21 protein-coding genes and 1 riboswitch are annotated in these 24,235 nt (G+C 72.2%); of the genes, 14 read left to right on the plus strand and 7 right to left on the minus strand.

The genetic code is table 11. The annotated features are described in order from the left end of the window. The first annotated feature begins 282 nt into the window (after positions 1 to 282). The 4 genes from ACIRF9_RS43360 (at position 283) to ACIRF9_RS43375 (ending at position 3,983) form a co-directional block, all read left to right on the plus strand. A complete protein-coding gene (locus ACIRF9_RS43360) occupies positions 283 to 1,137 on the plus strand; it encodes an SDR family oxidoreductase (RefSeq protein WP_403834395.1) in 855 nt (284 codons plus the stop codon). A 144-nt stretch (positions 1,138 to 1,281) separates the two neighbouring features. Next, complete coding sequence (rarD, locus tag ACIRF9_RS43365; protein WP_403834398.1) at positions 1,282 to 2,232, plus strand: EamA family transporter RarD; 951 nt, start codon at positions 1,282 to 1,284, stop codon at positions 2,230 to 2,232. A gap of 151 nt (positions 2,233 to 2,383) precedes the next feature. Continuing rightward, complete coding sequence (locus ACIRF9_RS43370) at positions 2,384 to 2,848, plus strand: VOC family protein (RefSeq protein ID WP_403834400.1); 465 nt, start codon at positions 2,384 to 2,386, stop codon at positions 2,846 to 2,848. Between the two features lie 181 nt (positions 2,849 to 3,029). After that, a complete protein-coding gene (locus tag ACIRF9_RS43375; protein WP_403834402.1) occupies positions 3,030 to 3,983 on the plus strand; it encodes a M28 family metallopeptidase in 954 nt (317 codons plus the stop codon). A gap of 21 nt (positions 3,984 to 4,004) precedes the next feature. On the opposite strand, the gene ACIRF9_RS43380 is transcribed toward ACIRF9_RS43375, so the two are convergent. Further along, entirely contained in the window at positions 4,005 to 5,219 is a 1,215-nt protein-coding gene (locus ACIRF9_RS43380) for a tetratricopeptide repeat protein (RefSeq protein ID WP_403834405.1), read from the minus strand. 189 nt (positions 5,220 to 5,408) lie between these two features. Between ACIRF9_RS43380 and ACIRF9_RS43385 the strand changes: the two genes are divergently transcribed. The 3 genes from ACIRF9_RS43385 to ACIRF9_RS43395 are packed head-to-tail and all read left to right on the plus strand — an operon-like array spanning position 5,409 to position 7,908. Then, the gene (locus ACIRF9_RS43385; protein ID WP_403834407.1) at positions 5,409 to 5,969 is read left to right on the plus strand and encodes a DUF6668 family protein; all 561 of its coding nucleotides are present in this window, start codon (positions 5,409 to 5,411) and stop codon (positions 5,967 to 5,969) included. Between the two features lie 5 nt (positions 5,970 to 5,974). Next, positions 5,975 to 7,279 (plus strand): amidase, encoded by a 1,305-nt coding sequence (locus ACIRF9_RS43390; protein WP_403834410.1) that lies wholly within the window; start codon positions 5,975 to 5,977, stop codon positions 7,277 to 7,279. A gap of 44 nt (positions 7,280 to 7,323) precedes the next feature. After that, positions 7,324 to 7,908 carry a flavodoxin family protein gene (locus tag ACIRF9_RS43395; RefSeq protein WP_403834413.1) on the plus strand — a complete coding sequence of 195 codons (585 nt, stop codon included), beginning with the start codon at positions 7,324 to 7,326 and terminating at the stop codon, positions 7,906 to 7,908. A gap of 7 nt (positions 7,909 to 7,915) precedes the next feature. Here the strand turns inward: ACIRF9_RS43395 and ACIRF9_RS43400 are convergent, their stop codons facing one another. The 4 genes from ACIRF9_RS43400 to ACIRF9_RS43415 form a co-directional block, all read right to left on the minus strand. Then, positions 7,916 to 8,821: an ABC transporter permease gene (locus tag ACIRF9_RS43400; protein WP_403834416.1), complete on the minus strand. Its 906-nt coding sequence runs from the start codon at positions 8,819 to 8,821 to the stop codon at positions 7,916 to 7,918. Further along, positions 8,808 to 9,746, minus strand: coding sequence for an ABC transporter ATP-binding protein (locus tag ACIRF9_RS43405; protein ID WP_403834418.1), 939 nt, complete (start codon positions 9,744 to 9,746; stop codon positions 8,808 to 8,810). Before ACIRF9_RS43405 ends, ACIRF9_RS43400 begins: the two co-directional genes overlap by 14 nt. 41 nt (positions 9,747 to 9,787) lie before the next feature. Next, a complete protein-coding gene (locus ACIRF9_RS43410; protein ID WP_403834421.1) occupies positions 9,788 to 11,059 on the minus strand; it encodes an outer membrane lipoprotein carrier protein LolA in 1,272 nt (423 codons plus the stop codon). A gap of 274 nt (positions 11,060 to 11,333) precedes the next feature. Continuing rightward, complete coding sequence (locus tag ACIRF9_RS43415; protein WP_403834424.1) at positions 11,334 to 12,344, minus strand: polyprenyl synthetase family protein; 1,011 nt, start codon at positions 12,342 to 12,344, stop codon at positions 11,334 to 11,336. Between the two features lie 408 nt (positions 12,345 to 12,752). Further along, positions 12,753 to 12,979, plus strand: a riboswitch (cyclic di-AMP (ydaO/yuaA leader). 3 nt (positions 12,980 to 12,982) lie between these two features. Between ACIRF9_RS43415 and ACIRF9_RS43420 the strand changes: the two genes are divergently transcribed. After that, on the plus strand, positions 12,983 to 13,453 hold the full coding sequence (locus ACIRF9_RS43420) for a transglycosylase SLT domain-containing protein (RefSeq protein WP_403834427.1): 471 nt from the start codon (positions 12,983 to 12,985) through the stop codon (positions 13,451 to 13,453). A gap of 47 nt (positions 13,454 to 13,500) precedes the next feature. Here the strand turns inward: ACIRF9_RS43420 and ACIRF9_RS43425 are convergent, their stop codons facing one another. After that, positions 13,501 to 14,325 carry an HAD family hydrolase gene (locus tag ACIRF9_RS43425; RefSeq protein WP_403834430.1) on the minus strand — a complete coding sequence of 275 codons (825 nt, stop codon included), beginning with the start codon at positions 14,323 to 14,325 and terminating at the stop codon, positions 13,501 to 13,503. A 326-nt stretch (positions 14,326 to 14,651) separates the two neighbouring features. Between ACIRF9_RS43425 and ACIRF9_RS43430 the strand changes: the two genes are divergently transcribed. From ACIRF9_RS43430 to ACIRF9_RS43455, 6 genes are all read left to right on the plus strand, one after another. Continuing rightward, on the plus strand, positions 14,652 to 15,716 hold the full coding sequence (locus tag ACIRF9_RS43430; protein WP_403834432.1) for a GNAT family N-acetyltransferase: 1,065 nt from the start codon (positions 14,652 to 14,654) through the stop codon (positions 15,714 to 15,716). A 241-nt stretch (positions 15,717 to 15,957) separates the two neighbouring features. Continuing rightward, complete coding sequence (locus ACIRF9_RS43435) at positions 15,958 to 17,256, plus strand: glycosyltransferase (protein ID WP_403834435.1); 1,299 nt, start codon at positions 15,958 to 15,960, stop codon at positions 17,254 to 17,256. Between the two features lie 65 nt (positions 17,257 to 17,321). After that, positions 17,322 to 18,077, plus strand: a complete 756-nt coding sequence (locus ACIRF9_RS43440; RefSeq protein ID WP_403834437.1) for a polysaccharide deacetylase family protein — start codon at positions 17,322 to 17,324, stop codon at positions 18,075 to 18,077. A gap of 118 nt (positions 18,078 to 18,195) precedes the next feature. Continuing rightward, a complete protein-coding gene (locus ACIRF9_RS43445; protein ID WP_403834439.1) occupies positions 18,196 to 20,073 on the plus strand; it encodes a hypothetical protein in 1,878 nt (625 codons plus the stop codon). A 33-nt stretch (positions 20,074 to 20,106) separates the two neighbouring features. Then, positions 20,107 to 20,595, plus strand: a complete 489-nt coding sequence (locus tag ACIRF9_RS43450) for a hypothetical protein (protein WP_403834441.1) — start codon at positions 20,107 to 20,109, stop codon at positions 20,593 to 20,595. A gap of 248 nt (positions 20,596 to 20,843) precedes the next feature. After that, on the plus strand, positions 20,844 to 21,947 hold the full coding sequence (locus tag ACIRF9_RS43455) for a glycoside hydrolase family 26 protein (RefSeq protein ID WP_403834443.1): 1,104 nt from the start codon (positions 20,844 to 20,846) through the stop codon (positions 21,945 to 21,947). Positions 21,948 to 22,077: 130 nt separating this feature from the next. On the opposite strand, the gene ACIRF9_RS43460 is transcribed toward ACIRF9_RS43455, so the two are convergent. Continuing rightward, entirely contained in the window at positions 22,078 to 24,204 is a 2,127-nt protein-coding gene (locus ACIRF9_RS43460) for a lipopolysaccharide biosynthesis protein (RefSeq protein WP_403834597.1), read from the minus strand. Between the last annotated feature and the right edge of the window lie 31 nt (positions 24,205 to 24,235).

A 24,235-nucleotide genomic window follows, 5' to 3' on the forward strand; every position in this document is an offset into this window, starting at 1 on the left:
TGGCCGACCAACTCGACACCGCCGTCGAACAACAGGGCAAGGGCGACCTCGCCGCACTCCTGGCCGGAGGCGACACCTGGACCGTCCTCGGCTGAGCCGCCGAAGGCGACCCCAAGAGGCGAGGCCCGGGACCGTTCAGCACATGGGTCCCGGGCCTTGTCGCAGGTCCAGCCTTACTTACCTCTGCACCAGTACCTTACTTTGAAGTGGGTACTTTCGCTGAGTTAGCGCCACTCTTAGGGTTAGTGGAGACCCGCAACCCCCACTAGGAGTTCCTGAGCCATGAGCATCGTCGTCACCGGAGCCACCGGACACCTCGGCCGCCACGTCGTGGAGCAGCTGCTGGAGAAGGTCCCGGCGGACCAGATCACGGCGGTCGTGCGCGACGAGGCCAAGGCCGCCGACTTCGCCGCCCGCGGCGTGAAGATAGCGATCGCCGACTACAACGCCCCCGAGACCTTCGACGGCCTGTTCGCGGCCGGCGACAAGGTGCTGCTGATCTCGGGCAACGAGTTCGACAAGGGCCGGCCGGGGCAGCACCAGGTCGTCATCGACGCCGCGAAGGCGGCCGGAGTCGCGCTGCTGGCGTACACCAGCGCGCCGGGCACGCTGCAGGCCGCGCTGGCCGACGACCACCGCGCCACCGAGCAGGCGCTGACCTCGTCCGGCGTGCCGTACGCGCTGCTGCGCAACGGCTGGTACCACGAGAACTACACCGAGCAGCTCGCGCCGGTCCTGGAGCACAACGCCGTCGTCGCGGCCGCCGGTGAGGGCCGGGTGTCCTCCGCCTCCCGCGCCGACTACGCGGCCGCCGCGGTCGCCGTGCTGACCGGCGAGGGCCACGAGAACAAGACGTACGAGCTGGGCGGCGACGAGGCGTGGAGCTTCGCGGAGTACGCGGCCGAGCTGAGCAAGCAGACCGGCAAGGAGATCGCCTACAACTCCGTGCCCGCCGAGGTGCTCGTCGGCATCCTGACCGGCGCGGGGCTGCCCGAGCCGTTCGCCGCGATCCTCGCCGGTGTCGACGCGTCGATCGAGAAGGGCGAGCTGGTCGTCTCCAGTGGCGACCTGTCCCGGCTGGCGGGCCGCCCGACCACCCCGCTCGCGGAGGCGATCACGGCCGCGCTCAAGGGCTGACACCCTTCCAGAGGTCCCCGGACGACCCCACCCCCGGCTGTCATGACCGTATGCCGATACGGGCATGACAGCCGGGGGTGCTCGGCGTTACCTTCGTGCACGCGTGCGTGGACGCGTACGAGGACGTGAGAAGGAGGGGCGCCCGTGGCCGGGTCGTCGAGGGGTGAGGGCCGGATAGGCCTGCTGAACGGCTTCGCGGCGTACGGGATGTGGGGGCTCGTCCCCCTGTTCTGGCCCCTGCTCAAGCCCGCCGGGGCGGTGGAGATCCTCGCCCACCGCATGGTGTGGTCCCTCGCCTTCGTCGCCGCGGCCCTGGCCGTCATCCGGCGCTGGGCGTGGGCCGGGGAGCTGCTGCGGCAGCCGCGCCGGCTCGGGCTGGTGGTGATCGCGGCGGCCGTCATCACCGTGAACTGGGGCGTCTACATCTGGGCCGTGAACTCCGGGCACGTGGTGGAGGCCTCGCTCGGGTACTTCATCAACCCCCTCGTCACCATCGCGATCGGCGTGCTGATCCTGAAGGAGCGGCTGCGGCCCGTGCAGTGGGCGGCCGTCGGCGTCGGTGTCGCCGCGGTGCTCGTGCTGACCATCGGGTACGGCCGTCCGCCGTGGATCTCCCTCTGTCTCGCCTTCTCCTTCGCCATCTACGGCCTGGTGAAGAAGAAGGTCAACCTCGGCGGGGTGGAGTCGCTCACCGCCGAGACCGCGGTCCAGTTCCTGCCCGCGCTGGGCTATCTGCTGTGGCTGTCGGCGCACGGCGACTCCACCTTCACCACCGAGGGCACCGGCCACGCGGCCCTGCTCGCCTCGACCGGCATCGTCACCGCGCTGCCCCTGGTCTGCTTCGGTGCGGCGGCGATCCGGGTGCCGCTGTCCACGCTGGGGCTGCTGCAGTATCTGGCGCCGGTCTTCCAGTTCCTGCTGGGCGTTGTGTACTTCGGCGAGGAGATGCCGGCCGAGCGGTGGGCCGGGTTCGGGCTGGTGTGGTTGGCGCTGGTGCTGCTGACCGCCGATGCGTGGCGCTCCGCGCGTCGGCCGAAGGGGGGCGTCGAGGTACGACAGGTCACTCAGGCGCCGTCCGCTGCGGTGGACGCCTGACCTGGGGGCTCCGCCCCCAGACCCCCGTTCGGCCCTGAACGGGCCTCGTCCTCAAACTCCCCCAGAGGGGGCACCCCCAGACGGGCTGATGTTGCAGGGCTCGGCCCAGATGCTCGGCTGAGTGTCAGTGGCTGCTGGTTAAGTGGGCCGTATGACTGAGACACCCGCGCCCGTTCACTGGAAGCTCGTCATCGATGCCGCCGATCCGCATGCGCAGGCCGACTTCTGGGCCGGGGCGCTGCACTACGCGGTGGAGGACAACAGCGCGCTCATCGAGCAGCTGCTGGCGGCCGGTGCGCTGCCGGGGGCGGCGACCGTGGAGTTCCACGGCCGGCCCGCCTTCCGGGACCTGATCGCCGTACGGCATCCGGAGGATCCGTACGACACGGGCAGCGGGACCGGGCTGGGGCGGCGGCTGCTGTTCCAGCGGGTCCCGGAGGCGAAGACCGTCAAGAACCGGCTCCATCTGGATCTGCACCCCGGGGCGGGACAGCGAGCCGCCGAGGTCGAGCGGCTGACGGCGCTGGGGGCGAGTGTCCTGCGGGAGGTGAAGGAACCGTCCGGGGAGTGGGTGGTGATGGCGGACCCGGAGGGGAACGAGTTCTGCGTGCACTAGGGCCTGTCGTTTGGACCCGGCCCCAGGGGGCGCCGAAGAGGGTCCCGGTGTCCGGTATGTGAATCCGCTGTCCAGTTACCGCTCTTGACGTGCCGTCAGCGGGCAGTTCACCATCCTGGGACCCCATTCACTGTGGAATCGCTGTGATCCGGCGGTTCCCGAGGAATTCGGAGCCCCCCACATGAAGCTCCTCTTTTCCCGGCGTACGGCCGCCGTCGGCGCCGCTTCGATTGTCATGCTCCTGACTGGAGGATCCATAGCGGGCGCGGCGCCCGCGCCCGGGTCCGCCGCGCTCGCCGCCGCTCCGGACATCCCGGTGGCGAACGTCAAGGCCCATCTGGCCCAGCTGCAGTCCATCGCCACCGCCAACGGCGGCAACCGCGCCCACGGCCGGACCGGCTACAAGGCCTCGCTCGACTATGTGAAGGCCAAGCTGGACGCCGCCGGATACACCACCACCATCCAGCAGTTCACCTCCTCCGGCCGCACCGGCTACAACCTGATCGCCGACTGGCCCGGCGGAGACACCAACCAGGTCGTCATGGCCGGATCCCACCTCGACAGCGTCACGTCCGGGGCGGGCATCAACGACAACGGCTCCGGTTCGGCGGCCGTCCTGGAGACCGCCCTCGCCGTGGCCCGGGCGAGCTACCAGCCCACCAAGCACCTGCGGTTCGCCTGGTGGGGCGCCGAGGAGCTGGGCCTGGTCGGATCGCGGTACTACGTCAACAACCTCTCCTCGGCGAACCGCTCCCGCATCAGCGGGTACCTCAACTTCGACATGATCGGCTCGCCGAACCCCGGCTACTTCGTCTACGACGACGACCCGACCATCGAGAAGACCTTCAAGGACTACTTCGCCGGGCTCGGCGTCGCGACGGAGATCGAGACCGAGGGCGACGGCCGCTCCGACCACGCGCCCTTCAAGAACGTGGGCGTTCCGGTGGGCGGCCTGTTCAGCGGTGCCGACTACGTCAAGACGGCGGCGCAGGCGGCCAAGTGGGGCGGCACGGCCGGGCAGGCCTTCGACCGCTGCTACCACTCCTCCTGCGACACCACCGCCAACATCAACGACACGGCCCTGGACCGCAACGCGGACGCCGCTGCGTACGCGGTGTGGACGTTGTCCTCCTGACCCCGGCCCTGCAGGCCCGCCCTACAGGCCCGCCTTGCGGGCCCGTTCGGCGAGCCGGACCATACGGGCGCGGGCCGACTCCAGCTGCTCGACGTCGTCGGCGGCCGGTCCGACCTCGGTGGTCAGCTCCGTCCACAGGCCGAGGAGCTCGGTCCCCAGGTTCAGACCCTGCAGGGGATCGCGTACGGCACGCCAGGCCGCGGCCGCGCTCTGGACGTTGCCGTACGCGGCCTCTCCGTCCCGGGCGCGGCGGCGGATCCGGGCCAGGTCGAGGGAGACGTGGAAGGCGCGGAGCGGGTCGCCCGCCAAGTAGGCGATGTACGCGCTGAGTTCACGGAGCCGGAGCACCTCGGGGTGCTCCGGCCCCAGCGTTCCCGAGGCCTCCAGCACGGTCCGCTCGGCAAGTCCGGCGGCCACGTCGATCCGGCCCGACCGCACGGCCTCATTGATCTGCGCCATCGGCTCCCCGAGGAGGGCGGGACCTCCGCCGTCGCCGGGGAGGGTGCGGGGGTCGTCCCCGAGGACCGCCTCCGCCACGGCGTCGAAACCCCGGGCGGGGGTGGGCTTGGGGTCGGCGTCGGAGCCGGGGTTGACGTCGGCGTCGGCGTCGGCCTGCGGATCGGGGGCGTGGGTGAGGAGAGGCTTGAGCGCCGGCTCGGGGGCCGGGGCGCGGTGGTCGGTGGCGGGCTCCGGGGCCGCGGTCGGCTCGGGCTCCGGGTGCCCGTCCATCGTCGGGGGCGGGCCGAAGACTCCCGTGGGGGCTACGGCCGTGCCGGGGGCCGGGGCCGAGGTCTGCGCCGGGGGCACGGACGGGAGATGGGTGTCGTCCCACGAGATGTCGTGCTGCGGGATGTCGTCCCGCGGTTCCGGTGCGTGCACCTGCCGTAGGACGTGGGTGGGCTTGTCCCGCCGCTCCGTCGGCGGGGTCGGCGTGTTGCGCAGGGGCTCGGCCGTGAAGTGGCTGGAGCCGTCGGGGTCGACGCGGAGGGGGACGACATAGCCGATGCGTTCGTCGTGGACCGTGGCGAGGACGGAATGTCCGGTGGCGAGGGCGATGCGATGGAGGTGACCCAGGACGGCGTGCTGGATCTCCTCGCCGTCGGTCGCCGTGACCGGTACACCGCCTATGGTCGCGGGTCCGCCCGCACGGACGTGGACGTCGAGCGGTGCGACCACGGCGGCCGGCCGCCCGGCGTGGTTCTGTTCCCGCTTCTTCTCGCGGCTGAGTCGAGACATCGGTTCCTCACTCGGATGCGTCGTCACGCTCCGGTCGTCCAGGTGCGCGTACGCGTACACGTACTGTTGAGTTTCTCCGCTCGCTCCCGGCCGCGGCGTCACCACGACGTCACAGCATCGTTCCAGGAACCCACGCCCGGCGTCCCGGGGGCGCCCCGGAGGACGGCGAACAGGAGGAGGGCCACGGCCATGCGGACGACGGGGACGACGGAGACGACGGAGGGTCAGCGGGGGTCGGGGCCGGGCGGGTCGGGGCAGCGGGGTCCGGAGATCTGGCTCCGCGGGCCGGTTCCCGTACCGGAGCCGGTACCGGGACCGTACGCGTCCGCCGCCACCGCCGCTCCCCGGCGCTTCTCCTGGCTGGCCACCCACGGCGGGGCCGGCGCCTCCACGCTCGCGGCGGTCTACGGCGGCCACGACTGCGGACGGGGCTGGCCCGCCCCCGGCGATCCCCCGTCCGTCCTGCTCGTGGCGCGTACCCACGCGGCCGGGCTGGAGTCCGCCCTGCGGGCCCTGGAGGTCTTCCGGCGCGGGGAGGCCCCGCCGGGGCTCGACCTGGACGCGGTGGTCCTGGTCGCGGACGCGCCGGGGCGGCTGCCGCGGCCGCTGGTGCAGCGGATGCGGGTCATCGAGTCGGTCATCGACGTCTACCGCGTCCCGTGGGTGCCCGAGTGGCGCCTCGGCGAGCTGGGCGGGGGGCCGCCCCGGGAGACGGAGGCACTGGTCCGGCTGACGGGGGTGAGACGCTGAGCGGGGTGACGCCGGGGGCGCCGCCGTCCGCGGTGGAGATCGCCTCGGCCGTACGGCAGGGGCGGCTGCGGGCCGTGGACGTGGTCACGGAGGCACTGCGGCGGATCGCGCGGGTCGACCCGTCCCTGAGCGCCTTCGCCGAGGTGTGGGAGGGCGAGGCGGTCGAACGCGCGCGTGCGGTGGATGTGCGGGTCGGCGCGGGTGAGCGGCTGCCGCTGGCCGGGGTGCCGATCGGGGTCAAGGGGCGGCACGGGCTGCGGGCGGCGGGGCCGTTGCTGGCCGCGGGGTGCGTGCCCGTGGGGATGACGGCGGTGCCTGGGCCCGGGACACCCTGGCAGACCTGGGGCCTCGGCGCGCACGGCCGGACCGTCAACCCCTGGCGGGCCGACCGCACACCGGGCGGGTCCTCGGCCGGGTCCGCGGCGGCGGTGGCGGCCGGGCTGGTGCCGCTGGCCACCGGCAGCGACGGCGCGGGCTCGATACGGATCCCGGCGGCCTGGTGCGGGGTGATCGGTCTGAAGGCGACGAACGGACGGCTGCCGTCCCCCGACCGTACGGGTCTCGCCGCACCCGGGGTGCTCGTGCGGTGCGCGGCGGACGCGGAGGCGTACTGGCGGGCGATGACGGGCACGGGGGCCGCGGAAGCGGTGCGTTCTGCGACGGCCGCGGGAGCGGAGCTGTCGACGACGGCCGAGGAAACGGCGCGTCCGACGACGGCCGCGGAAACGGCGCGTCCCACGGCGGCCGAGGAAACGGCGCGTCCCACGGCGGCCGAGAAAGCGGTGCGCTTCCCCGTCACCGCCCTCTTCTCCCCCGGCCTCGGCTTCGCCTCCTCCGTCCCCGATCCCGAGCCCCTGGCCCTCGCTCGGGCCGCCGTCGGGCGCCTCGCCGGCGCCGGGGTCGTACGGCTGCTGCCGGGCGACCCGCCGCTGCGGCTGGAGGATCCCGCACCCGCCTGGCTCGCGCTGCGGGGGCGGGCGGTGGCCGACCCGGGTGAGGCGGGGCGGATCCGGGAGGTGAACGATCGGCGGCTGGCCGCTCTCTTCGCCCGGGCCGACCTGCTGCTGACGCCGACCACACCGAACGCGGCGCACGGTCACGAGGGCCCCGGGAAGCGCTACTCGACCGCGCTGACCTGGGCGTTCAACCTGAGTGGGCATCCGGCGGTCAGCCTTCCGGCGGGGGTCGGCGTCGATGGCTGTCCGGTGGGGGTCCAGGTCGTCGCCGCGCGGGGGCGGGAGGAACTGCTGCTGGTGGTGGCGCGGGCGGCCGAGACCACTCTTCCCGGAAATCATTGCGTGCGCATATAGTGCAGGAGCGCGTTATCGCCGCACGCCGACTGTCTGGGGGATCCATGGACCGCCGTTTTCTGTTCGTACTGGGCAGCAGCCGTACGGAGGGCAACACGGAGGCGCTGGCCCGCCGGGCCGCCGAGCAACTGGGCCCCGGTGTCGAGCAGACGTGGATCAGCCTGGCCGAGTATCCGCTGCCCGAGTTCGAGGACCTGCGGCACGACAGCGACCACGTCCGGCCCACGGAGGGGAACCTCGCGCTGCTGCTCGACGCGACCCTGGCCGCGACGGACGTCGTCATCGCCTCGCCGCTGTACTGGTACTCGGTCTCCACCCACGTCAAGCGCTATCTGGACCACTGGTCGGGCTGGCTGCGCACCCCCGGCGTCGACTTCAAGGCGACGATGGCCGGGCGCACGCTCTGGGGCGTGACCGTGCTCGCCGACCCGGAGCCCTCCGTCGCCGATCCGCTGATCGGCACGCTCAACAACTCGGCCGCGTATCTGGGGATGTACTTCGGCGGGGTCCTGCTCGGCAACGGCAGCAAGCCCGGTGACGTACTCGGCGACACGGAGGCGCTGGCGGGTGCGAAGTCGTTCTTCGCGCGGGAGGCACCGCTCGCCCGCTACTTCCACGAGGCCGTCTGAGCGCGGGTCAGGCCGTGATGTCCTTCACCGTGAACCGCGCCCAGGCCGCCGAGCCGAACACCGCCGCGTACAGGGCCTGGAGGCCGAGGTTCTTCACCAGGTCGTCCCAGTAGACCGGGTCGCGGACCAGGTCGGCGAAGGACAGCCAGTAGTGGGAGAAGAGGTACGGCTGGATCGCGTGGAGCTGGGGGATCTGGTCGAGGATCTGGACCGTGATCAGCAGGCCCACGGTGGTCGCCATCGCCGCGATGCCGCTGCTGGTCAGCGTGGAGACGAACAGGCCCAGCGCCGCCACGCCGACCAGTGACGCGGCGACGACCAGGGCGATCAGCAGGGCCCGGCCCAGACCGTCGGCGAAGCTGATCGTCGTACCGGAGATGGTGGTGAGGTCCCCCAGGGGGAACAGCACTGCTCCGACGGTCAGCGCCGAGACCGCCACGACGAGGGTGGCCACCAGGCAGAAGGTGAGCACGGTCGCGTACTTGGTGAGGAGGAGACGGGTGCGGCCGGCGGGGGCGACGAGGAGGTAGCGCAGGGTGCCGGCGTTCGCCTCGCCGGCGATCGCGTCGCCCGCGACGACGCCGATCGCCATCGGCAGGAAGAACGGCAGGGTCGCGGCCAGCGCGGTGAAGACCAGGAACAGGCCGTTGTTGGTGACCTGGGCGATGAAGGCCGGGCCGCCCTCGCCTCCGCCGCCGGGTCCGCCGGGCGAGCTGTCGCCGGTCTCGATCTTCACGGTGATGCCGACCAGGATCGGCACGGCCGCCAGGACGCCCAGCAGGGCGAGGGTGCGCCAGCGGCGGAAGGTGATGAGGAGTTCGCTGCGGAGGAGACCGAGGGTCCACAGCGGGCCGGGGGCGCGTGAGGCGGTTGCCGGTGCCTCCGGTACGGCGTCGGCTTCAGCCTGCGACATCGAACCCCTCCCCCGTGAGTGCCACGAACGCGTCCTCCAGGGAGGCCCGTTCGACGGTGAAGCCGCGGACGCGGACGCCGGCCGTCACCAGGGCGGCGTTCACCTCGGCGAGATCGCGCTCCGGGGGCTCGGCGGCGACCCGGTCCTCTCCGACGGTCACGTCCGCCGCGCCCTGTTCCTTCAGCACCCGCTCCGCCTCGGCGGTGTCCGGCGTGGTCACCACCAGCCGGCCGCGCGCGCCCGCCGCGAGCTCGGCCACCGCGCCCTGTGTGATCAGCCGGCCCTGCGCCATCACCGCGGCGTGGGTGCACACCTGCTCGATCTCGTCGAGGAGATGGGAGGAGAGGAACACGGTGGTGCCGTCCGAGGCCAGCTCCCGCACCAGGGAGCGGATCTCCCGCATGCCCTGCGGGTCGAGGCCGTTGGTCGGCTCGTCGAGGACGAGGAGCCGGCGCGGCTGGAGCAGGGCGGCGGCGAGGCCCAGCCGCTGCTTCATGCCGAGCGAGTACGCCTTCGCCTTCTTGCCGGCCGCGGCCGTCAGCCCGACCCGCTCCAGCGCCGCGGCGACACGGGTGCGCCGGGTGCGGGGGTCGGCGGTCGGGTCGGCGGCGTCGTAGCGCAGGAGGTTGTCGCGGCCGGAGAGGAAGCCGTACAGGGCAGGCCCTTCGATCAGCGCGCCGACCTGCGGAAGCACTCTGCGCGCGGCCCGGGGCACGGGCTGCCCCAGGACGCGCGCGGTGCCGGACGTGGGCTCGATCAGGCCCATCAGCATGCGGATCGTGGTGGTCTTGCCGGAGCCGTTCGGGCCGAGGAAGCCGAAGACGCTGCCCGCCGGGACGGTGAGGTCCAGGCGGTCCACGGCGAGCTGGCCGCCGCGGTAGCGCTTGGTGAGGGCGTGGGTGTGGATGACGGGTTCGTCGGTCATGGGCTCCCCCTTCATCCACCGTCCACCGGCTCCGTAGGTACTTACTTCGCCGAGTCCGCCGCCTTCACCAGGGCGTCCTTGGTGACGGCGCCGACGTAGACCTTGCCGTCGTCGGTGACCAGGGCGTTGATCAGGCGGGTGGAGAAGACGGTACCGGAGCCGAACTTGCCGCTCACCTTGTCGCCGAAGGAGCCGAGGAAGCCGCTCAGCGCGCCGCCGGCGTCCGAGCCGAGTTCGGAGTTGAGCTCGGAGTCCGAGGGGACGCCCTTGCCGCCGGTCTCCAGGACGGCGACGGAGGTCCAGCCCTCGCCGAGGACGTCGAAGCCCTCGGCCTCCTCGGCGGGGGTGAGGCCGTCGAGGCCTTCGAGGTCCTTGGCGAGGTCCTCGTCGGACGCGCCCGGCTTGCCGGAGTGCTCCGACGTCGCCCCGGCGTCGTCGGCCTCGGTGACCTTCGCGCCCTTGGGCGGGGTGAAGTCGAAGGTGGAGGCGGCCGGCTTGGCGAAGGTCACCTGGGTGAAGCCCGCGTCCACGACGGCGGCGCCGCCGCTCGCCGGGGTCAGCGTGAACTTCAGCGGCAGCCCGGTCTTCGCGTCCACCGCCACGCTGATCGCGCCGACCGTGGAACCGGACTGCTTCGGCTTGATCTGCAGCTTGTAGGCGTCGCGGCCCGCCACGTGCACGGTGCCGTCGACGGTGACGGACGTGGTGTCGTCGACCGCCTTGAGGGCGTCCTCGGTGAGGTCCTTGGGCGTGGCCGGTACGGGGGTCCGAGCCCCGTCCTTCGCGCTCTCGTCGGTGGTGGAGTGGTAGACCTCGTTGGAGGCGCTGTCGTAGCCCCAGACGTCCTTGCCGTTGTGGATGAGGCTGTACTCGGCGGCGTTCTCCAGCAGGGAGAGCTTCTGCCGGTCGGGGCCGTCGGCGGCGACGCGCAGGGTGTGGGTGCCGGAGGCGAGTTCGGTGAGCTTGGCCGAGGGGTCGGCGGACGATCCGTCACCGCCGTTGCCCGCGGCCCCGGAGAGCAGTCCGCTCTCCAGCCCGCCGAGGTCGGGCAGGCCCAGGTCGGTGCTGATCTTCACGGTGCCGGACAGCTGCTGCACGTCCGAAGCGGCGATCTTGTCGAGGAGCTGCTGGGCGGTGATCTTCGGCAGGTCCGGGTCGCCGGAGTCGGCGAGCGCCGGGACCAGGCCGATCGTCGCCGCGGCGACGCCGATCACGGTCACCGGGACGACGTACCGCACGGCCTTGCGCCGCCCGACGCGCAGGTCGTCCGTCTCCTCGGCGGTCATGCTGTCGTCGGATGCGTTCGGTGCCATGTGTGCCTTACCTCCGTCGTCGGCGGCGGCTGGTCATCTCACGTTGAACGTCCCCACCCCGTGCCGCCATTCTCACCCGAATCGGTGAGGAGTGGTGTTTTCCGTGATTCCCATCTGACCAAATGCCCCATGAGGAAGCGTCAACCCATGGACTCAACTCCGCGTACACCTGCGGTATGACACGGAGGACGACGGGGTCCCCCGACCCGTAGGGGTCGCCGCCCCGAGCGTGGCCGGCGACCGCGGGAGCGGGGGTGAGGTCGGCGTCGGCGGGTCAGCCGGCTCGGTGGACCACCGCGTCGCAGAGTCCCATGAGGGCCACCTTCGCGTCGCACTCCGTGAGCGGTGCCAGCGCGGCCCGTGCCTCCTCGGCGTAGCGCACCGTGTCGCGGCGGGCCTGCTCCAGCGCCGGGTGGGCGCGCAGGGCCGCGACCGCCTCGGCGAGCTTGGCGTCGTCGCTCAGGTCGGAGTCGAGGAGCTCGCACAGCGCGATGTCCTCGGGCAGCTTCTGCTGGGCCGCGCGCTCGCGCAGCCGCAGCACCGGAAGGGTGGGGACGCCCTCGCGCAGGTCCGTGCCCGGTGTCTTGCCCGACTCGTGGGAGTCGGAGGCGATGTCGAGGACGTCGTCGGCGAGCTGGAAGGCGACGCCGAGCCGCTCCCCGTACTGGGTCAGTACGTCCACCACCGTCTCGTCGGCGCCCGACATCATCGCGCCGAAGCGGCAGGACACCGCCACGAGGGAGCCGGTCTTGCCGCCGAGCACGTCGAGGTAGTGGTCGACCGGGTCACGGCCGTCGACCGGGCCCGCCGTCTCCAGGATCTGGCCGGTGACCAGCCGCTCGAACGCCTCCGCCTGCACCCGCACCGCCTCGGGGCCGAGGTCGGCCAGGATGTGCGAGGCGCGCGCGAAGAGGAAGTCGCCGGTGAGGACGGCGAGCGAGTTGCCCCAGTGGGCGTTCGCGCTGGGCACCCCGCGCCGCACCGCGGCCTCGTCCATCACGTCGTCGTGGTACAGAGTGGCCAGATGGGTGAGCTCGACCACGACGGCCGAGGGGACGATCCCCGGCGCGTACGGGTCACCGAACCGCGCCGCGAGCATCACGAGCAGCGGCCGGAACCGCTTCCCGCCGGCCCGCAGCAGGTGCTGGGCCGCCTCGGTGATGAACGGCACCTCACTCTTGGTGGCCTCGAGCAAGCCTTCCTCGACAGCCGCCAGTCCGGCCTGGACATCGGCTTCGAGAGCCTGGTCCCGCACGTTCAGCCCAAACGGCTCGACGACGGTCACGAGGGGTCTCCTGTCTGCTGGTGTCTACAAGCGACTACGCGGTTTGTCGATAGGTCTCTGCGCTCACTCAAGTCAGCGTATCCGGTCATGTTTCGATCACCGCGAGCCCCCACGGTGACAGCCCGGACAGGCCCTATGAGAAGGGGCACCCCTTAAGCCGCCATCTGGGTTTATTGCCCGATTCACCCCTCTTGTGATCGCTGGTGAGTTGGCTCACTCGCCCGGCCCAACCGCCCCCCTTCCGGTTCCCCTTCGCGGCGCCCCGACACCTCGTGCCGCTCAAGCGAGTTGACACTTTGCAGCAACAAAGGATCAAGCACCTCATAGAGCACAGATCAAGGTCAATAGGGGTGAACTGTGAATCCGCCACTTGTTCCGGACATGTGCTCTCGCATACGTTCCCGGCCTGTCGGGCGGACGCCGAATCCTGCCACCGCCCGGACACCCACCGAGAAGACCACGGCAGGAGCGGGGGAACCAGGTAAGTCGCCGCACCCGATGCGCCCGGCCATGTCTCTGGACATGTACCGGACACAACGGGACGGCTCGGGGTGAAGTCGTGTCCGCGAGGACACGGCCGGGCAGCTCCCGCCCGAACCCGACAGCTCACCTCGCAGGCGACGGAGAGGAACTTCGCCATGCCCGCTCAGCCCCGCCGCTCCCGCCGCCTCGCCCGCACGCTCGCCGTCGCCGCCACCGGCGTCACCGTGCTCGCCCTCCCGCTCTTCGGCGCGACCGCCGCCTCCGCGGCCACCCCGACCGTGACCACCGCCACCAGCCTCGGCTACGCCAACAACCTCGACGGCTGGATCCGCGCGTCGCTCCAGGTCATGGCGCAGCACGGGATCCCGGGCACCTACAACGGCATCTACCGCAACGTGATGCGGGAGTCCTCGGGCAACCCGTCCGCCGTCAACCTCTGGGACTCCAACGCGGCCGCCGGCACCCCGTCCAAGGGCCTGCTGCAGGTGATCGACCCGACCTTCAACGCGTACCACGTGTCCGGCACGTCGTGGGACCCCTACGAGCCGGTCGCGAACATCACCGCCGCCTGCAACTACGCGGCCGCGCGCTACGGCTCGATCGACAACGTGTTCGGCGCGTACTGAGCCGAGCCGCTACGGATAACGTGTTCGGCGCGTACTGAGCCGAGCCGCTACGGATAGAGACGTTCGAGGACGACGGCCACGCCGTCGTCCTCGTTCGGCGTCGTCACCTCGTCGGCCACCGCCTTCAGCTCCGGGTGGGCATTGGCCATCGCGACACCGCGGCCGGCCCAGTCGAACATCGGGATGTCGTTGGGCATGTCCCCGAAGGCCAGGGTGTCCTCGGGCCGCAGGCCCAGATGCTCGGCGGCCAGGGCCAGCCCCGTCGCCTTGGTGATCCCGCACGGCTGCAGCTCCACCGTGCCCGGCCCCGACATGGTGACGGTGGCGAGCGAGCCGACCACCGAACGGGCCGTCGCCGCCAGTTCGTCGTCGGACAGGCTGGGATGGCGCAGCAGCACCTTGCTGATCGGCTCGCACCACAGGTCGTCGCGCCGCTCCACGCGCAGGGCGGGCAGGGTCGGGTGCGGCATCCGGTAGCCCGGCTCGATCAGCGTCAGCCCGTCGACGCCGTCCTGGTCGACGGCCGCGTACACCTGCCCGACCTCGGCCTCGATCTTGCCCAGCGCGGTCTCCGCGAGTTCCCGGTCCAGGGTGACCGACCACAGCAGACGGTTCGCGCCGGCGTCGTACAACTGCGCGCCCTGTCCGCACACCGCGAGCCCCCTGCTGTGCAGGCGGTCGAGCAACGGGCGTACGCGGGGCGCGGGGCGGCCGGTCACCACCAGGTGGCGCGCCCCGGCGGCCGCCACCCGCGCGAGCGCGTCGAGCGACCGGTCGGAGAACGTGTCGTCGCCGCGCAGCAGCGTTCCGTCCAGGTCGGTGGCGATGAGGGAGTACGCGGTGCGCTCGGCGTATGCGATGGGTGCGGCCATGATCAGAGAATACGGATCCCGCACCCGCCGGACTCGACCTGAACCGGACCAGGACGGAGTCCGGCCCTCTTGTGTCAACTCCCCTTCTTTTGTTGACCGATCGCTGTTGATGCCCGGGATGGAGGGGATCGGCCGGGCGAGAAATGGCGAGAGTGGCGAGAAATGGCTTTCCACCGCATCGCCGGGTAGCGACCGGTTAAAGGCCTCTGTACCGGTTGGCAACAACATGCTTCGCTACCTACCGTGCGCCCGGTCTGGAGCGGTACCGTCCATGTGTCCAGGGGGGACTTGATCGGGGGGTCAGGTTGAGCAGTGGGCGTATCCGTGTGCTGAGGCCGGAGGATCTCGGCGAGGGGGAACGGGAGCGGTGGCGCGCGCTGCGCGCCATGTCGACCGCGCCGCGCAACCCCTTCATGGAACCGGAGTTCACCGACGCCGTGGGCCGCGTGCGGTCACGCGCGCGTGTGGCGGTGGTGTACGAGGGGCGCGAGCCGGTCGGCTTCCTGCCCCATGAGCGCGGCGGGCTCGGCCAGGGCCAGGCCCTCGCGTACGGCGTCTCGGACGCGCAGGGCGCCGTACTGGCGCCGGGCCTCGGGCTGAACGTCGACGAACTGATGCGGGGTTCTTCCCTGTCCAGCTTCGCCTTCGACAACCTCGAGGCGGAACAGGGGCTGTTCGTGCCGCACGCGGCCGCGGAGTACACCTCCTACGTCATCGACGTGGAGAAGGGCTACGAGACGTACGAGTCCGTCCTGCGGGCCCAGTCGCCGAAGTTCCTGAAGACGACCCTCGCCAAGGAGCGCAGGCTCGGCCGCCAGGTCGGCGAGCTGCGGTTCGTGTTCGACGAACGCGACCCGGCCGCGCTGCGCACCCTCATGGCGTGGAAGTCGGCGCAGTACCGCAGGACCGGGCGCCGGGACCGGTTCGCGCAGGACTGGATCACCCGTCTCGTGCACACGCTGCACGAGACGCGCGCGCCGGAGTGCTCCGGCACACTGTCCGTCCTCTACGCCGGCGGCGAGCCGATCGCCGCCCACTTCGGGCTGCGGTCGGCGACCGTCCTGGCCTGCTGGTTCCCGTCGTACGACACGGAGTTCTCGAAGTACTCGCCGGGTCTGGTGCTGCATCTGCGGATGGCCGAGGCGGCCGCCGCCGAGGGGATCGGCCTGCTCGACCTGGGGCGGGGGGCGGCCGAGTACAAGGACTCGCTGAAGACGGGGGAGATTCCCGTGTACGAGGGAGCGTGGACGCGTCCGGGGGTGGGCGCCGCGCTCCACTGGCTCAGCCGTGAGCCGTCCCGCCGCGCGCACCACTTCGTACGCGGCCGGCCGAGGCTCGCGGCCCTGGCCGCACGGACCTTGAAGGGCGCGGGGCGGCTGCGCCGTTCCTGACAGCCAACACGACCGGGACGGGCCACACGGCCGCGACGGCCACACAGCCGGGACGGCCGGACAGTCGGGACGGCCGGACAGTCGGGACGGCCGGACAGTCGGGACGGCTGGACAGTCGGGACGGCCGGACAGTCGGGACGGCCACACGGCCTGGACGGGCCGGACGGCCGGGACGGGCCGGACGGCCGGGACGGGCCGGACGGCCTGGACGGGCCAGACGGTCATGACACAAGGGGGGTTCATGTTCCGCGCGACACGTGCACAACAGGAGATCCAGGAGTTCCTCGGCATCAGACCGGTGCAGATCGCCGAGCTGGAGCTGGACGACGGGGGCGGGCCGAAACCCGGACCGGGCAGCCCGCCCGTCACGCACGGCGAGGTGTTCGTGCTGGTGAGGAGGGGTGGCCGGCCGGTGGGGACGCTTCTCGGGCACATACCCGAGGGCGCCGATCCGAGGACGGTCCTCGTCGGCCTGACGGCCCGCCTGGCGGCGGCACCCGCTCCCGCGGCGGCCGTGCCGGGCGTGGTGCCGGCCACCGTCGTCATCGCCACCCGGGAACGCTCCGAACAGCTCGCCCACGCCCTCGACTCCCTCCTCGCCCAGGACCACCCGGACTTCGAGATCGTCGTCGTCGACAACGCGCCGGTGACGGACGCGACCCGGGAGCTGGTCGAGCGCAAGTACGCCGAGCGCGTGCGGTACGTGACCGAGCCGGTGCCCGGTCTCGCCGTCGCGCACAACACGGGTGTCGCGGCCGCGCACGGCGAGGTGATCGCGTTCACCGACGACGACGTCGTGGCCGACCCGCGCTGGCTCACCGAACTCACCACGCCCTTCGCCGCCGACCCCGGCCTCGGCTGCGCCACCGGCCTGATCCTGCCGGCCCGGCTGCGCACCCCGGCCCAGGTCCTGCTGGAGAGCCACGGCGGCTTCGCGAAGGGCTTCGCGCCCCGCACGTACGACCCCGCCGACCCGCCCGCCGGCGAGCCGCTGTTCCCGTTCACCGCGGGCCGTTTCGGCTCCGGCGCCAACATGGCCTTCCGTACGGACGCCCTGCGCGCGGTCGGCGGCTTCGACCCGGCGACCGGCGCGGGCACGCTCGCGCGGGGCGGCGACGACCTCTACGGGTTCGTCCGCGTCCTCGCCGCGGGTCACCGGCTGCACTACACGCCGTACGCCCTGGTCTGGCACCACCACCGGGAGACCTGGCGCGACCTGGAGACCCAGGCGTACGGCTACGGCGCCGGCCTCACCGCCTACCTCACCGCGATCCTCGTCAACCGCCCCGGCCTGCTCCCGGCGTTCCTGGCCCGGCTGCCCCGGGGTCTGGCGTACGCGCGGACGCTGACCGCGAGCCGGGAGGCACTGACGACCGGGGCCGGCCCGGCTGGGACGGCAGCAGAAGGCGCGCCCGGTGGGCACGACGACCGCACGCATACCTGGCCCGGCCGGCTGTCCCGGCTCCAGCGGCGCGGCATGCTGTACGGCCCGGTCGGCTATCTGCGGGCCCGGCGCGCGCTGCGGGGGGCGGCGCGATGACGGCGGGGGCGCACAGAGACGGGCCCTGCACGGCCGCCATCCCGGTGTTCCTGTACCACGCCGTGATGGAGGAACCGCCGGACTGGATCGCCGAGTTCACCGTCAGTCCGAAGCAGTTCGGCGAGCATCTGGACGCCGTCGTCGACAGCGGCCGTACGCCCGTCACGATCAGCGCGCTCGCCGACCACCTCGCGGGCCGGGCGCCGCTGCCGCCCCGGCCGGTGCTGCTCACCTTCGACGACGGGTTCGCCGACCTGCCCGGTCCGACCGCCGAGGCGCTGGCCGGGCGCGGGCTGCCCGCCACGGCCTACCTCACCACCGGCGCCATCACGGCGGGCGGGCGGAGTCTGCTGCCGCCCGCGCCGATGATGACGCTGGAGCAGGCGGCGGGGCTGGAGCAGTACGGCATGGAGGTCGGCAGCCACACCGTCACCCACGCCCAGCTGGACACCCTCGCGCCCCGGGCGCTCGCGCGGGAACTGCGGGCGTCCCGCGCGGTGCTGGAGGACGCCCTCGGTCACCGCGTCCGCCATCTCGCCTATCCGCACGGCTACAACAGCGGCCGGGTGCGGCGGATGGCGGCCGCCGCCGGGTACGAGACGGCCACCGCCGTACGCCACGCGCTCAGTTCGGACCGCGACGAGCACTACCGCATCGCCCGGCTCATCGTGCGGCGGAGCCACACCGTCGCCGATGTCGAGGGCTGGCTGGCGGGACGCGGGGCGCGAGTGGCCCCGTACCGGGACGGGGCGAGGACGGTGGGCTGGCGGTGGTACCGGTGCGCCCGCGCCGTCGTACGAGGGCCGGTCTTCGCCGGCTGAGGCGCCGCCCCGGGGTCCCGCTGAGGTCCCTGAAGATCCCGTTGAAGATCGATCTGACTGTTTTGATGTGAAAAACAGACGTAATTCCTATAGTTGGCCTGGGGGAGGGAGCCTCGGCATGCAGCAACATGTGTCCGTACCGAGCACAGAGAGCAGCGTGCAGCCCCCTCCCGGCCTCGCCACCGGCGGTGACCGCGGGCCGTGGCGTCTCCCGCGCCGTGCGCCCGACGCCGGGCTGCTGACGCTGCTGCTGGCCAGCGGGCTGTGGGGGTACTCCCTGCCCCGCATCGGCTTCCGGGAGATGGGCGACTACGGCCTGCTGGACAAGCTCCCGGTCGCCTACTACCTGTCGCTGCTGGTCCTCACCGCGGGCTTCGTCCTCAGTCTGCGGCGCGCGGGCACCGCGCCCTGGTGGCCGGCCGCGCACTGTGCCGCGCTGCTGTTCGCGCTCAAGGCGCCACCGGCGATCCTCTACGACGCGATCCGCTACCCGTGGGCCTCCAAGCACGACGCCATCGTCGACACGCTGCTCGCCAACGGTGAGCTGCGGCCGGGCGCGGCACTGTCGGGCAACATGTCGGCGTACGACCAGTGGCCGGGCTTCTTCACGCTCAACGCGGGGCTGGTGCGCGCCTTCGGCGTGGAGAGCGCCGCCGCGTACGCGAACTGGGCGCCGATCGTCGTCGGTCTGCTGATGATGCCGGTGCTCGTGCTGATCTACCGCACGTTCTGCGAGGACTGGCGGCTGATCTGGACCGCCGTGTGGATCTTCCAGCTCGCCAACTGGGTGGGCCAGGACTACTTCGCCCCGCAGGCCCTCGCGTACCTGCTGCATCTGACGGTCCTCGCGGTGGTGCTGCGGCACTTCGTGCGGCCCGGTTCCGCCGGACGGCTGCGCGACCGCACCTTCCTCGACCCGGTGGCCGCTCCCGTGCCGCCGCCGACGGGGAACCGGCAGCGCGCGATCTGCGTGGTGATCCTCGCCCCGCTGATCGCCGCCATCAACGCCACGCACCAGCTCACCCCGGTGATGCTCACCATCTGTCTGCTCGCGCTCAGCTTCACCCGCCGCTACCGCAACTACGGGCTGCTGATCGTCGCCGCGCTGCTGATGCTCACCTGGGACCTGACCATGGGGCGGCCGCTGTTCGTCGAGACGCTCGCCACGATCAGGAAGTCGATCGGCGAGCTGACGCAGAACTCCCGCGCGGGCTACGCCGGCCAGCTCACCGGGCCCGGACCCGAACTCGCGGGCACCGCCAACGTGGTGATGGTGCTCCTGGTCGCCGTGCTCGCCGGGACCGCCGTCGTGCTGCGGCGCCGGCTGACCCGCAGCGCGCTGCCGCTGCTGCTGGTGTCCGTCGCCCCGGTACCGCTGTTCGCCGTCAACGACTACGGCGGCGAGATGCTCTTCCGGGTGTACCTGTTCGCCCTGCCCGGTGCGGCCTTCTTCGCCGCCGCCACGCTGGTGCCCGCGGTCGCGGGAAGCCTTCGCACCAAGGCGCGGGCACGGTGGCGCAAGACCTCGGCGTTCGTCCTGCCGGCCGTGCTGCTCGTACTGCTGGCCGGCTTCCTGCCGTCGTACTACGGCAAGGAGCGGATGTTCTACACGCCGCCCGAGGAGACGGCGCTGGTCACCAGAACCCTCGACCACGCCCCCGACGGCTCGCTGATCCTCGCCACCAGCGGCTCCTTCCCGCAGGCGCTCCACCGCTACGACCGGCTCGACCACTGGTTCTTCGCCGAACAGCCGCTGGCCGAGAACGAGAAGATGCTGAAGGACCCGGTCTCCTACCTCGCCGACGGCATCCCGCGGGGCGCCAGGGCGTACGTCGTCCTCACCCGCACGCAGGACATCTACGCCGCCGGGGAGGGCCTGCTGCCTGCCGGCGGCTTCGAGACCCTGCGGTCGAAGCTGTCCGCCTCACCGCTCTTCAGGACCGTCGAGAGCCATCCGTACGGCGTCGTCCTGGAGTACCGGCCGGCCGCCCGATGACTGACCACGATCCATGACCCCAAGGTGATCGAAGTGACGAGCACAGACTCCGCGGACATCGGCAACACCGGCGACCTCGCCGACCCCGGCAGCGGGGACACCGAGGGGACCAAGGGCATCCGGGTCACCTCGACGCGGCTCAGAGTCCTGGTCGGGGCCTCGGGCTGGCTGGCGCTGGCCGCCACCGCCGTGCCCGGGCCCTCTCCGCTGCGCTGGATCCCGGTGCTGCTGTTCGTCCTGTTCGGCCCGGGCTGCGCGGCGCTGTACCCGCAGCCGGGCGGGCTGGCCTCCGGGGCCCGGCTGGAGGCGGTCGCGCTCGCCGCGCCGATCAGCCTCTCGCTCGGCGTGCTCGCCGCCACCTCGCTGTTCCTGGTGGAGGGCTTCTCGATGATCGCCTTCCTCGTCTCGCTCGCCGCCTTCACCACGGTCACTGCGGCCCTGCCGGGCCTGCCGCTGCCCGCCGCGCGGCGCGGCGCGGTCGAACCCGCACGGCGCAGGTCCTCCGGCGGTAGCGGCACATGACCGGAAGGCACCGGCGGCACGGGGCACGCGGGCCGTCCGGGTCGCAGGGGGCAAGGGACAGCGGGACATGGGACAGCGAAGCAAGGAACAGCGAAGCAAGGAACAGCGAAGCAAGGAACAGCGAAGCAAGGGACAGCGGGGCAAGGGACAGCGGGGCAAGGGACATTCGGGTCGACCTGGGGAGCGGTGTGCGGGGCCGGACGGGGAGCGGCGTGCGGGGTGTGATCGGCAGCGGTACGGGGGGTGACATGGGGGGCGCGAGGCGTTCGTACACGGCCGTCGTCCTGGTGGCGGTGGCCGCGCTGCTCGCCGGGCTCGGCATCTGGGCCAGCCGCCCCGACGACCGTGAGTCCGCGGGGGACCCCCTGCCGGACAACGCGGCCTCGGGCGCGCTGCCCACCGGCGCCTGCGCCCCCACCGACACACTGGTCCCGCCCTGCGGCGCCTGGTGGGGCGCCGCCGTGCCGTACGCCGCGAACGGCTCCCTCAAGGACGCCGTGCTCGGCTTCGAGAAGCGGATCGGGCGCAGGCTCGACCTCGTCTACAACTACCACGACATGTCGGGTACGAAGCTCGACGGCGAACTCCTCACCCCCGATGAACAGGACCTCGGCCGGGACAGACTGCTCATGCTCGCCTGGGAGTCCACCGTCTGGACCGAACCGCACCACGAGAACTGGACCGAGACCCAGCTCGGCTGGAAGAACATCGCCTCGGGGAAGTACGACGAGAAGATCCTCGATCCGCAGATCCGCCGCATCAAGGCCTACGGCAAACGCGTCTTCCTGTCCTTCGACCAGGAGACCGACGCCCGTATCAAGGAAGGCGCCGGCACCCCGGAGGAGTTCGTCGCCGCGTACCGCCATCTGCGCGACCGTTTCCGGGAACTGGGCGCCGACAACGTCGTCTGGGTGTGGACCGTCTCCGGCTACCTCGGCAGCGCGAAGGACATGAAGGCGCTGTACCCCGGGGACGAGTACGTCGACTGGATCGCCATGGACCAGTACAACTACTACCAGTGCCACGGCACCAGCGACTGGAAGGACTTCCTGCGCAGCCAGCGGCCCAGCTACGAATGGCTGCGCGAGAACGTCACCGACGACAAGCCGGTCATGCTCGCGGAGTACGCCACCGCACCCGACGCGGACAACCCGGTGCGCCAGCGCGACTGGTACACCCAGATCCCCGCCGCCGTGAAGAAGCTCCCCGAGGTGAAGGCGCTGGTCCACTGGAACCGGCCGACCTCCGACGAGGCCGCGTGCGATCTGACCGTCAACGACGGCCAGGGTCTGGAGGGCTACCGGGAGGCGGGGAAGAACGGCTACTTCCATCAGCCCGTCCCGCCCCGCTGACGCGGACGGGAGCGGCTGTCAGGAGCGGCTGTCAGGGGTGGCGGGCCCGGCGTACGCCGACGGTTCAGGGGTGGCGGGCCCGGCGTACGCCGACGGTTCAGGGGTGGCGGGCCCGCACGGCTCTGACGGTTCAGGGGTGGCGGGCCCGCACGGCTCTCCCGTGCAACGACAGGAACACGACGGCGAGGACGAGGACGGCGAGCAGGGGCAGGCACACCGGCGCGAGTTCCTGCCGCCACACCCAGCCGCCCAGCGCGAGGAGATACAGCACTCCCCAGCGCCCCGGCCACGTCAACCGCCCGCCCACGCGCGCGAGCAGCAGCCACAGCGGTACGAGACAGAGCAGATGCGCGACCGACGGCACCCACCGCAGCAGCAGTTCGGGCTCGGCCGGCCCCAGCCCTTCCGCGAGGAAACCGGCCGCCCGCGTGTACACCTCCTCGCCGACCGGCTGCGGCTCCCAGCCGAAGGCCACGGGGACGGCGTGCAGGGCGAGCAGCACGGACGCCAGCGCCGCTCCCGGCAGCCGCACATCGCGCGCGGCACGCAGCGTCACCGAGCCGACGAACACCACGAGCAGCACCCCGCCCGCCACGAGCGCCGCGGGCGGCAGCGCCGCCAGCATGTGACGCCCGGTCAGTACGTCCTCGTAGGGTCCGTCGAGCCAGGGCAGTCCGTGCAGTGCCGTCCAGAAGACCGCGGTGGCCACGCCGAGCAGCCCCCACAGGGCGCCTGAGATCCACCGCTCCCGGGGCCCGGCCGCCCCCGACCTGTCCCTCCCGCCCCGCCGGGGCGCCCTCTGCTCGCTCTCCGCGCCGCCCTGTCCCGCGCCGGACGGCTGCGGCCGCGCGATCAGCGCCAGGGTGTCCGCCTGCAGCGCCTCCCGTTCGTATCCGGGACGCCCGATGAACAGGGTGACCGTGTCCTCGTCGACACTCTCCCGCTCGTACGCCGCCCGGAGCGCCCAGGTCGTGCCGTAGCCGGCGGTGGCGTTCAGCCGCGCCAGGCGGGTGCCCTGGGCGGCCGGGGCGGCGGAGGACCGGCCGGCGGGCAGGCTGTCGCCCCGGCGCAGCGCGGCACGCAGGCCCACGACCGAGACTGCGGCGATCAGCGTCATGCTGATCAGCACCGCCCAGCCGGCACCCGCGATCCCGGTCGGCGCGAACAGCACGGCCGCGCTGCCCAGCACCAGCGTGCACATCGCGCCCTGGAGCGCGGCGAGCACCCCGGTGCGGCCCTGCACCCGCAGCACCCCGATGTACAGCTCGACCACGACCCGGGGCAGCGCCCCGGCTGCCAGCAGCCGCAGCACGGTGGTGCCGTGCTCGGCGTAGTCCTCGTGGAACGGCGTGAGGATCTGCGGGGCGAACACCACCAGCACCAGCACGACCGGCACCAGCAGCAGGGTCATCCGGCGCAGCGCCCCGCGGACGCCGTCGGCGAGCTGACGCGGGTCGTGCGAGGCGTGGGCGGTGAGGGAGGAGGCCATGTTGATGGCCATGAACTCCATCGTGCCGCCGACGGTGTACGCGACGTAGAAGTAGCCGTTCTCCGCCGCGCTGAAGCGGATCGCGACCATCACCGGCAGCAGGTTGATCATCGCCAGGCTGAACAGCGCGCCCAGTGAGTCCCCGGCCAGGAAGCGGCCCATCTCCCGCAGTTTCGGTGGCTCCAGGTCGCGGTCGGCGGCGGCCTGTCGCGGGATGAGCCTGCGGAAGATCAGCCACCCCAGCGGCAGCGTGGAGAACGCGATCGCCGCCGCCCAGGACACGAAGATGCCCAGCACCGGCAGTGCGGTCGCGAAGACGACCAGCAGGATCAGCTTGCCGACCGAGAACACCGCGTTGCCGACCGGCACCCAGCCCGACCTGCGCAGTCCGGTGAGCACCCCGTCCTGGAGGGTGAGCAGCGCCCACGCCACGCACGCGACGACGAACGCCGCGCCCGCCGCCGGCGTGCCCAGGGGCGCGTAGGACGCCCCCCACAGGTCGAGTGTGAACAGGAAGCCGGCGGCGGCGATGGCGACGACCACCGAACTCGCCGCGTACGCCCGCCACACCAGCGATCCGGTCGCCCGTCCCGCGCGCGGGACGAAGCGGACGACGGCGCCGATCATCGTGGTCGCCGTGATGCTGGCGAGCAGCCGCATCGCGGCGATCGCCGCCGAGCCCTGGCCGACGGCCTCCTCCGAGTAGTAGCGGGCGGCTACCAGCCAGAAGCCCAGGCCCAGCACCGCGGAGACGCCGGTGCTGAGCATCAGGAAGTAGGCGTTCTTGAACAGCGAGTCG

It is taken from the genome of Streptomyces sp. NPDC096132, from assembly GCF_044763345.1.
Lineage (GTDB): Bacteria > Actinomycetota > Actinomycetes > Streptomycetales > Streptomycetaceae > Streptomyces.

What these genes read in the sequence shown, in the direction of transcription:
- ACIRF9_RS43360 (WP_403834395.1), top strand. Translation starts at nt 283, where the DNA reads ATGAGCATCGTCGTCACCGGAGCCACCGGACACCTCGGCCGCCACGTC.
- ACIRF9_RS43370 (WP_403834400.1), top strand. Translation starts at nt 2,384, where the DNA reads ATGACTGAGACACCCGCGCCCGTTCACTGGAAGCTCGTCATCGATGCC.
- ACIRF9_RS43375 (WP_403834402.1), top strand. Translation starts at nt 3,030, where the DNA reads ATGAAGCTCCTCTTTTCCCGGCGTACGGCCGCCGTCGGCGCCGCTTCG.
- ACIRF9_RS43380 (WP_403834405.1), bottom strand. Translation starts at nt 5,219, where the DNA reads ATGTCTCGACTCAGCCGCGAGAAGAAGCGGGAACAGAACCACGCCGGG.
- ACIRF9_RS43385 (WP_403834407.1), top strand. Translation starts at nt 5,409, where the DNA reads ATGCGGACGACGGGGACGACGGAGACGACGGAGGGTCAGCGGGGGTCG.
- ACIRF9_RS43395 (WP_403834413.1), top strand. Translation starts at nt 7,324, where the DNA reads ATGGACCGCCGTTTTCTGTTCGTACTGGGCAGCAGCCGTACGGAGGGC.
- ACIRF9_RS43400 (WP_403834416.1), bottom strand. Translation starts at nt 8,821, where the DNA reads ATGTCGCAGGCTGAAGCCGACGCCGTACCGGAGGCACCGGCAACCGCC.
- ACIRF9_RS43405 (WP_403834418.1), bottom strand. Translation starts at nt 9,746, where the DNA reads ATGACCGACGAACCCGTCATCCACACCCACGCCCTCACCAAGCGCTAC.
- ACIRF9_RS43410 (WP_403834421.1), bottom strand. Translation starts at nt 11,059, where the DNA reads ATGGCACCGAACGCATCCGACGACAGCATGACCGCCGAGGAGACGGAC.
- ACIRF9_RS43420 (WP_403834427.1), top strand. Translation starts at nt 12,983, where the DNA reads ATGCCCGCTCAGCCCCGCCGCTCCCGCCGCCTCGCCCGCACGCTCGCC.
- ACIRF9_RS43425 (WP_403834430.1), bottom strand. Translation starts at nt 14,325, where the DNA reads ATGGCCGCACCCATCGCATACGCCGAGCGCACCGCGTACTCCCTCATC.
- ACIRF9_RS43435 (WP_403834435.1), top strand. Translation starts at nt 15,958, where the DNA reads ATGTTCCGCGCGACACGTGCACAACAGGAGATCCAGGAGTTCCTCGGC.
- ACIRF9_RS43440 (WP_403834437.1), top strand. Translation starts at nt 17,322, where the DNA reads ATGGAGGAACCGCCGGACTGGATCGCCGAGTTCACCGTCAGTCCGAAG.
- ACIRF9_RS43445 (WP_403834439.1), top strand. Translation starts at nt 18,196, where the DNA reads ATGCAGCAACATGTGTCCGTACCGAGCACAGAGAGCAGCGTGCAGCCC.
- ACIRF9_RS43455 (WP_403834443.1), top strand. Translation starts at nt 20,844, where the DNA reads ATGGGGGGCGCGAGGCGTTCGTACACGGCCGTCGTCCTGGTGGCGGTG.
- ACIRF9_RS43460 (WP_403834597.1), bottom strand. Translation starts at nt 24,204, where the DNA reads ATGCTCAGCACCGGCGTCTCCGCGGTGCTGGGCCTGGGCTTCTGGCTG.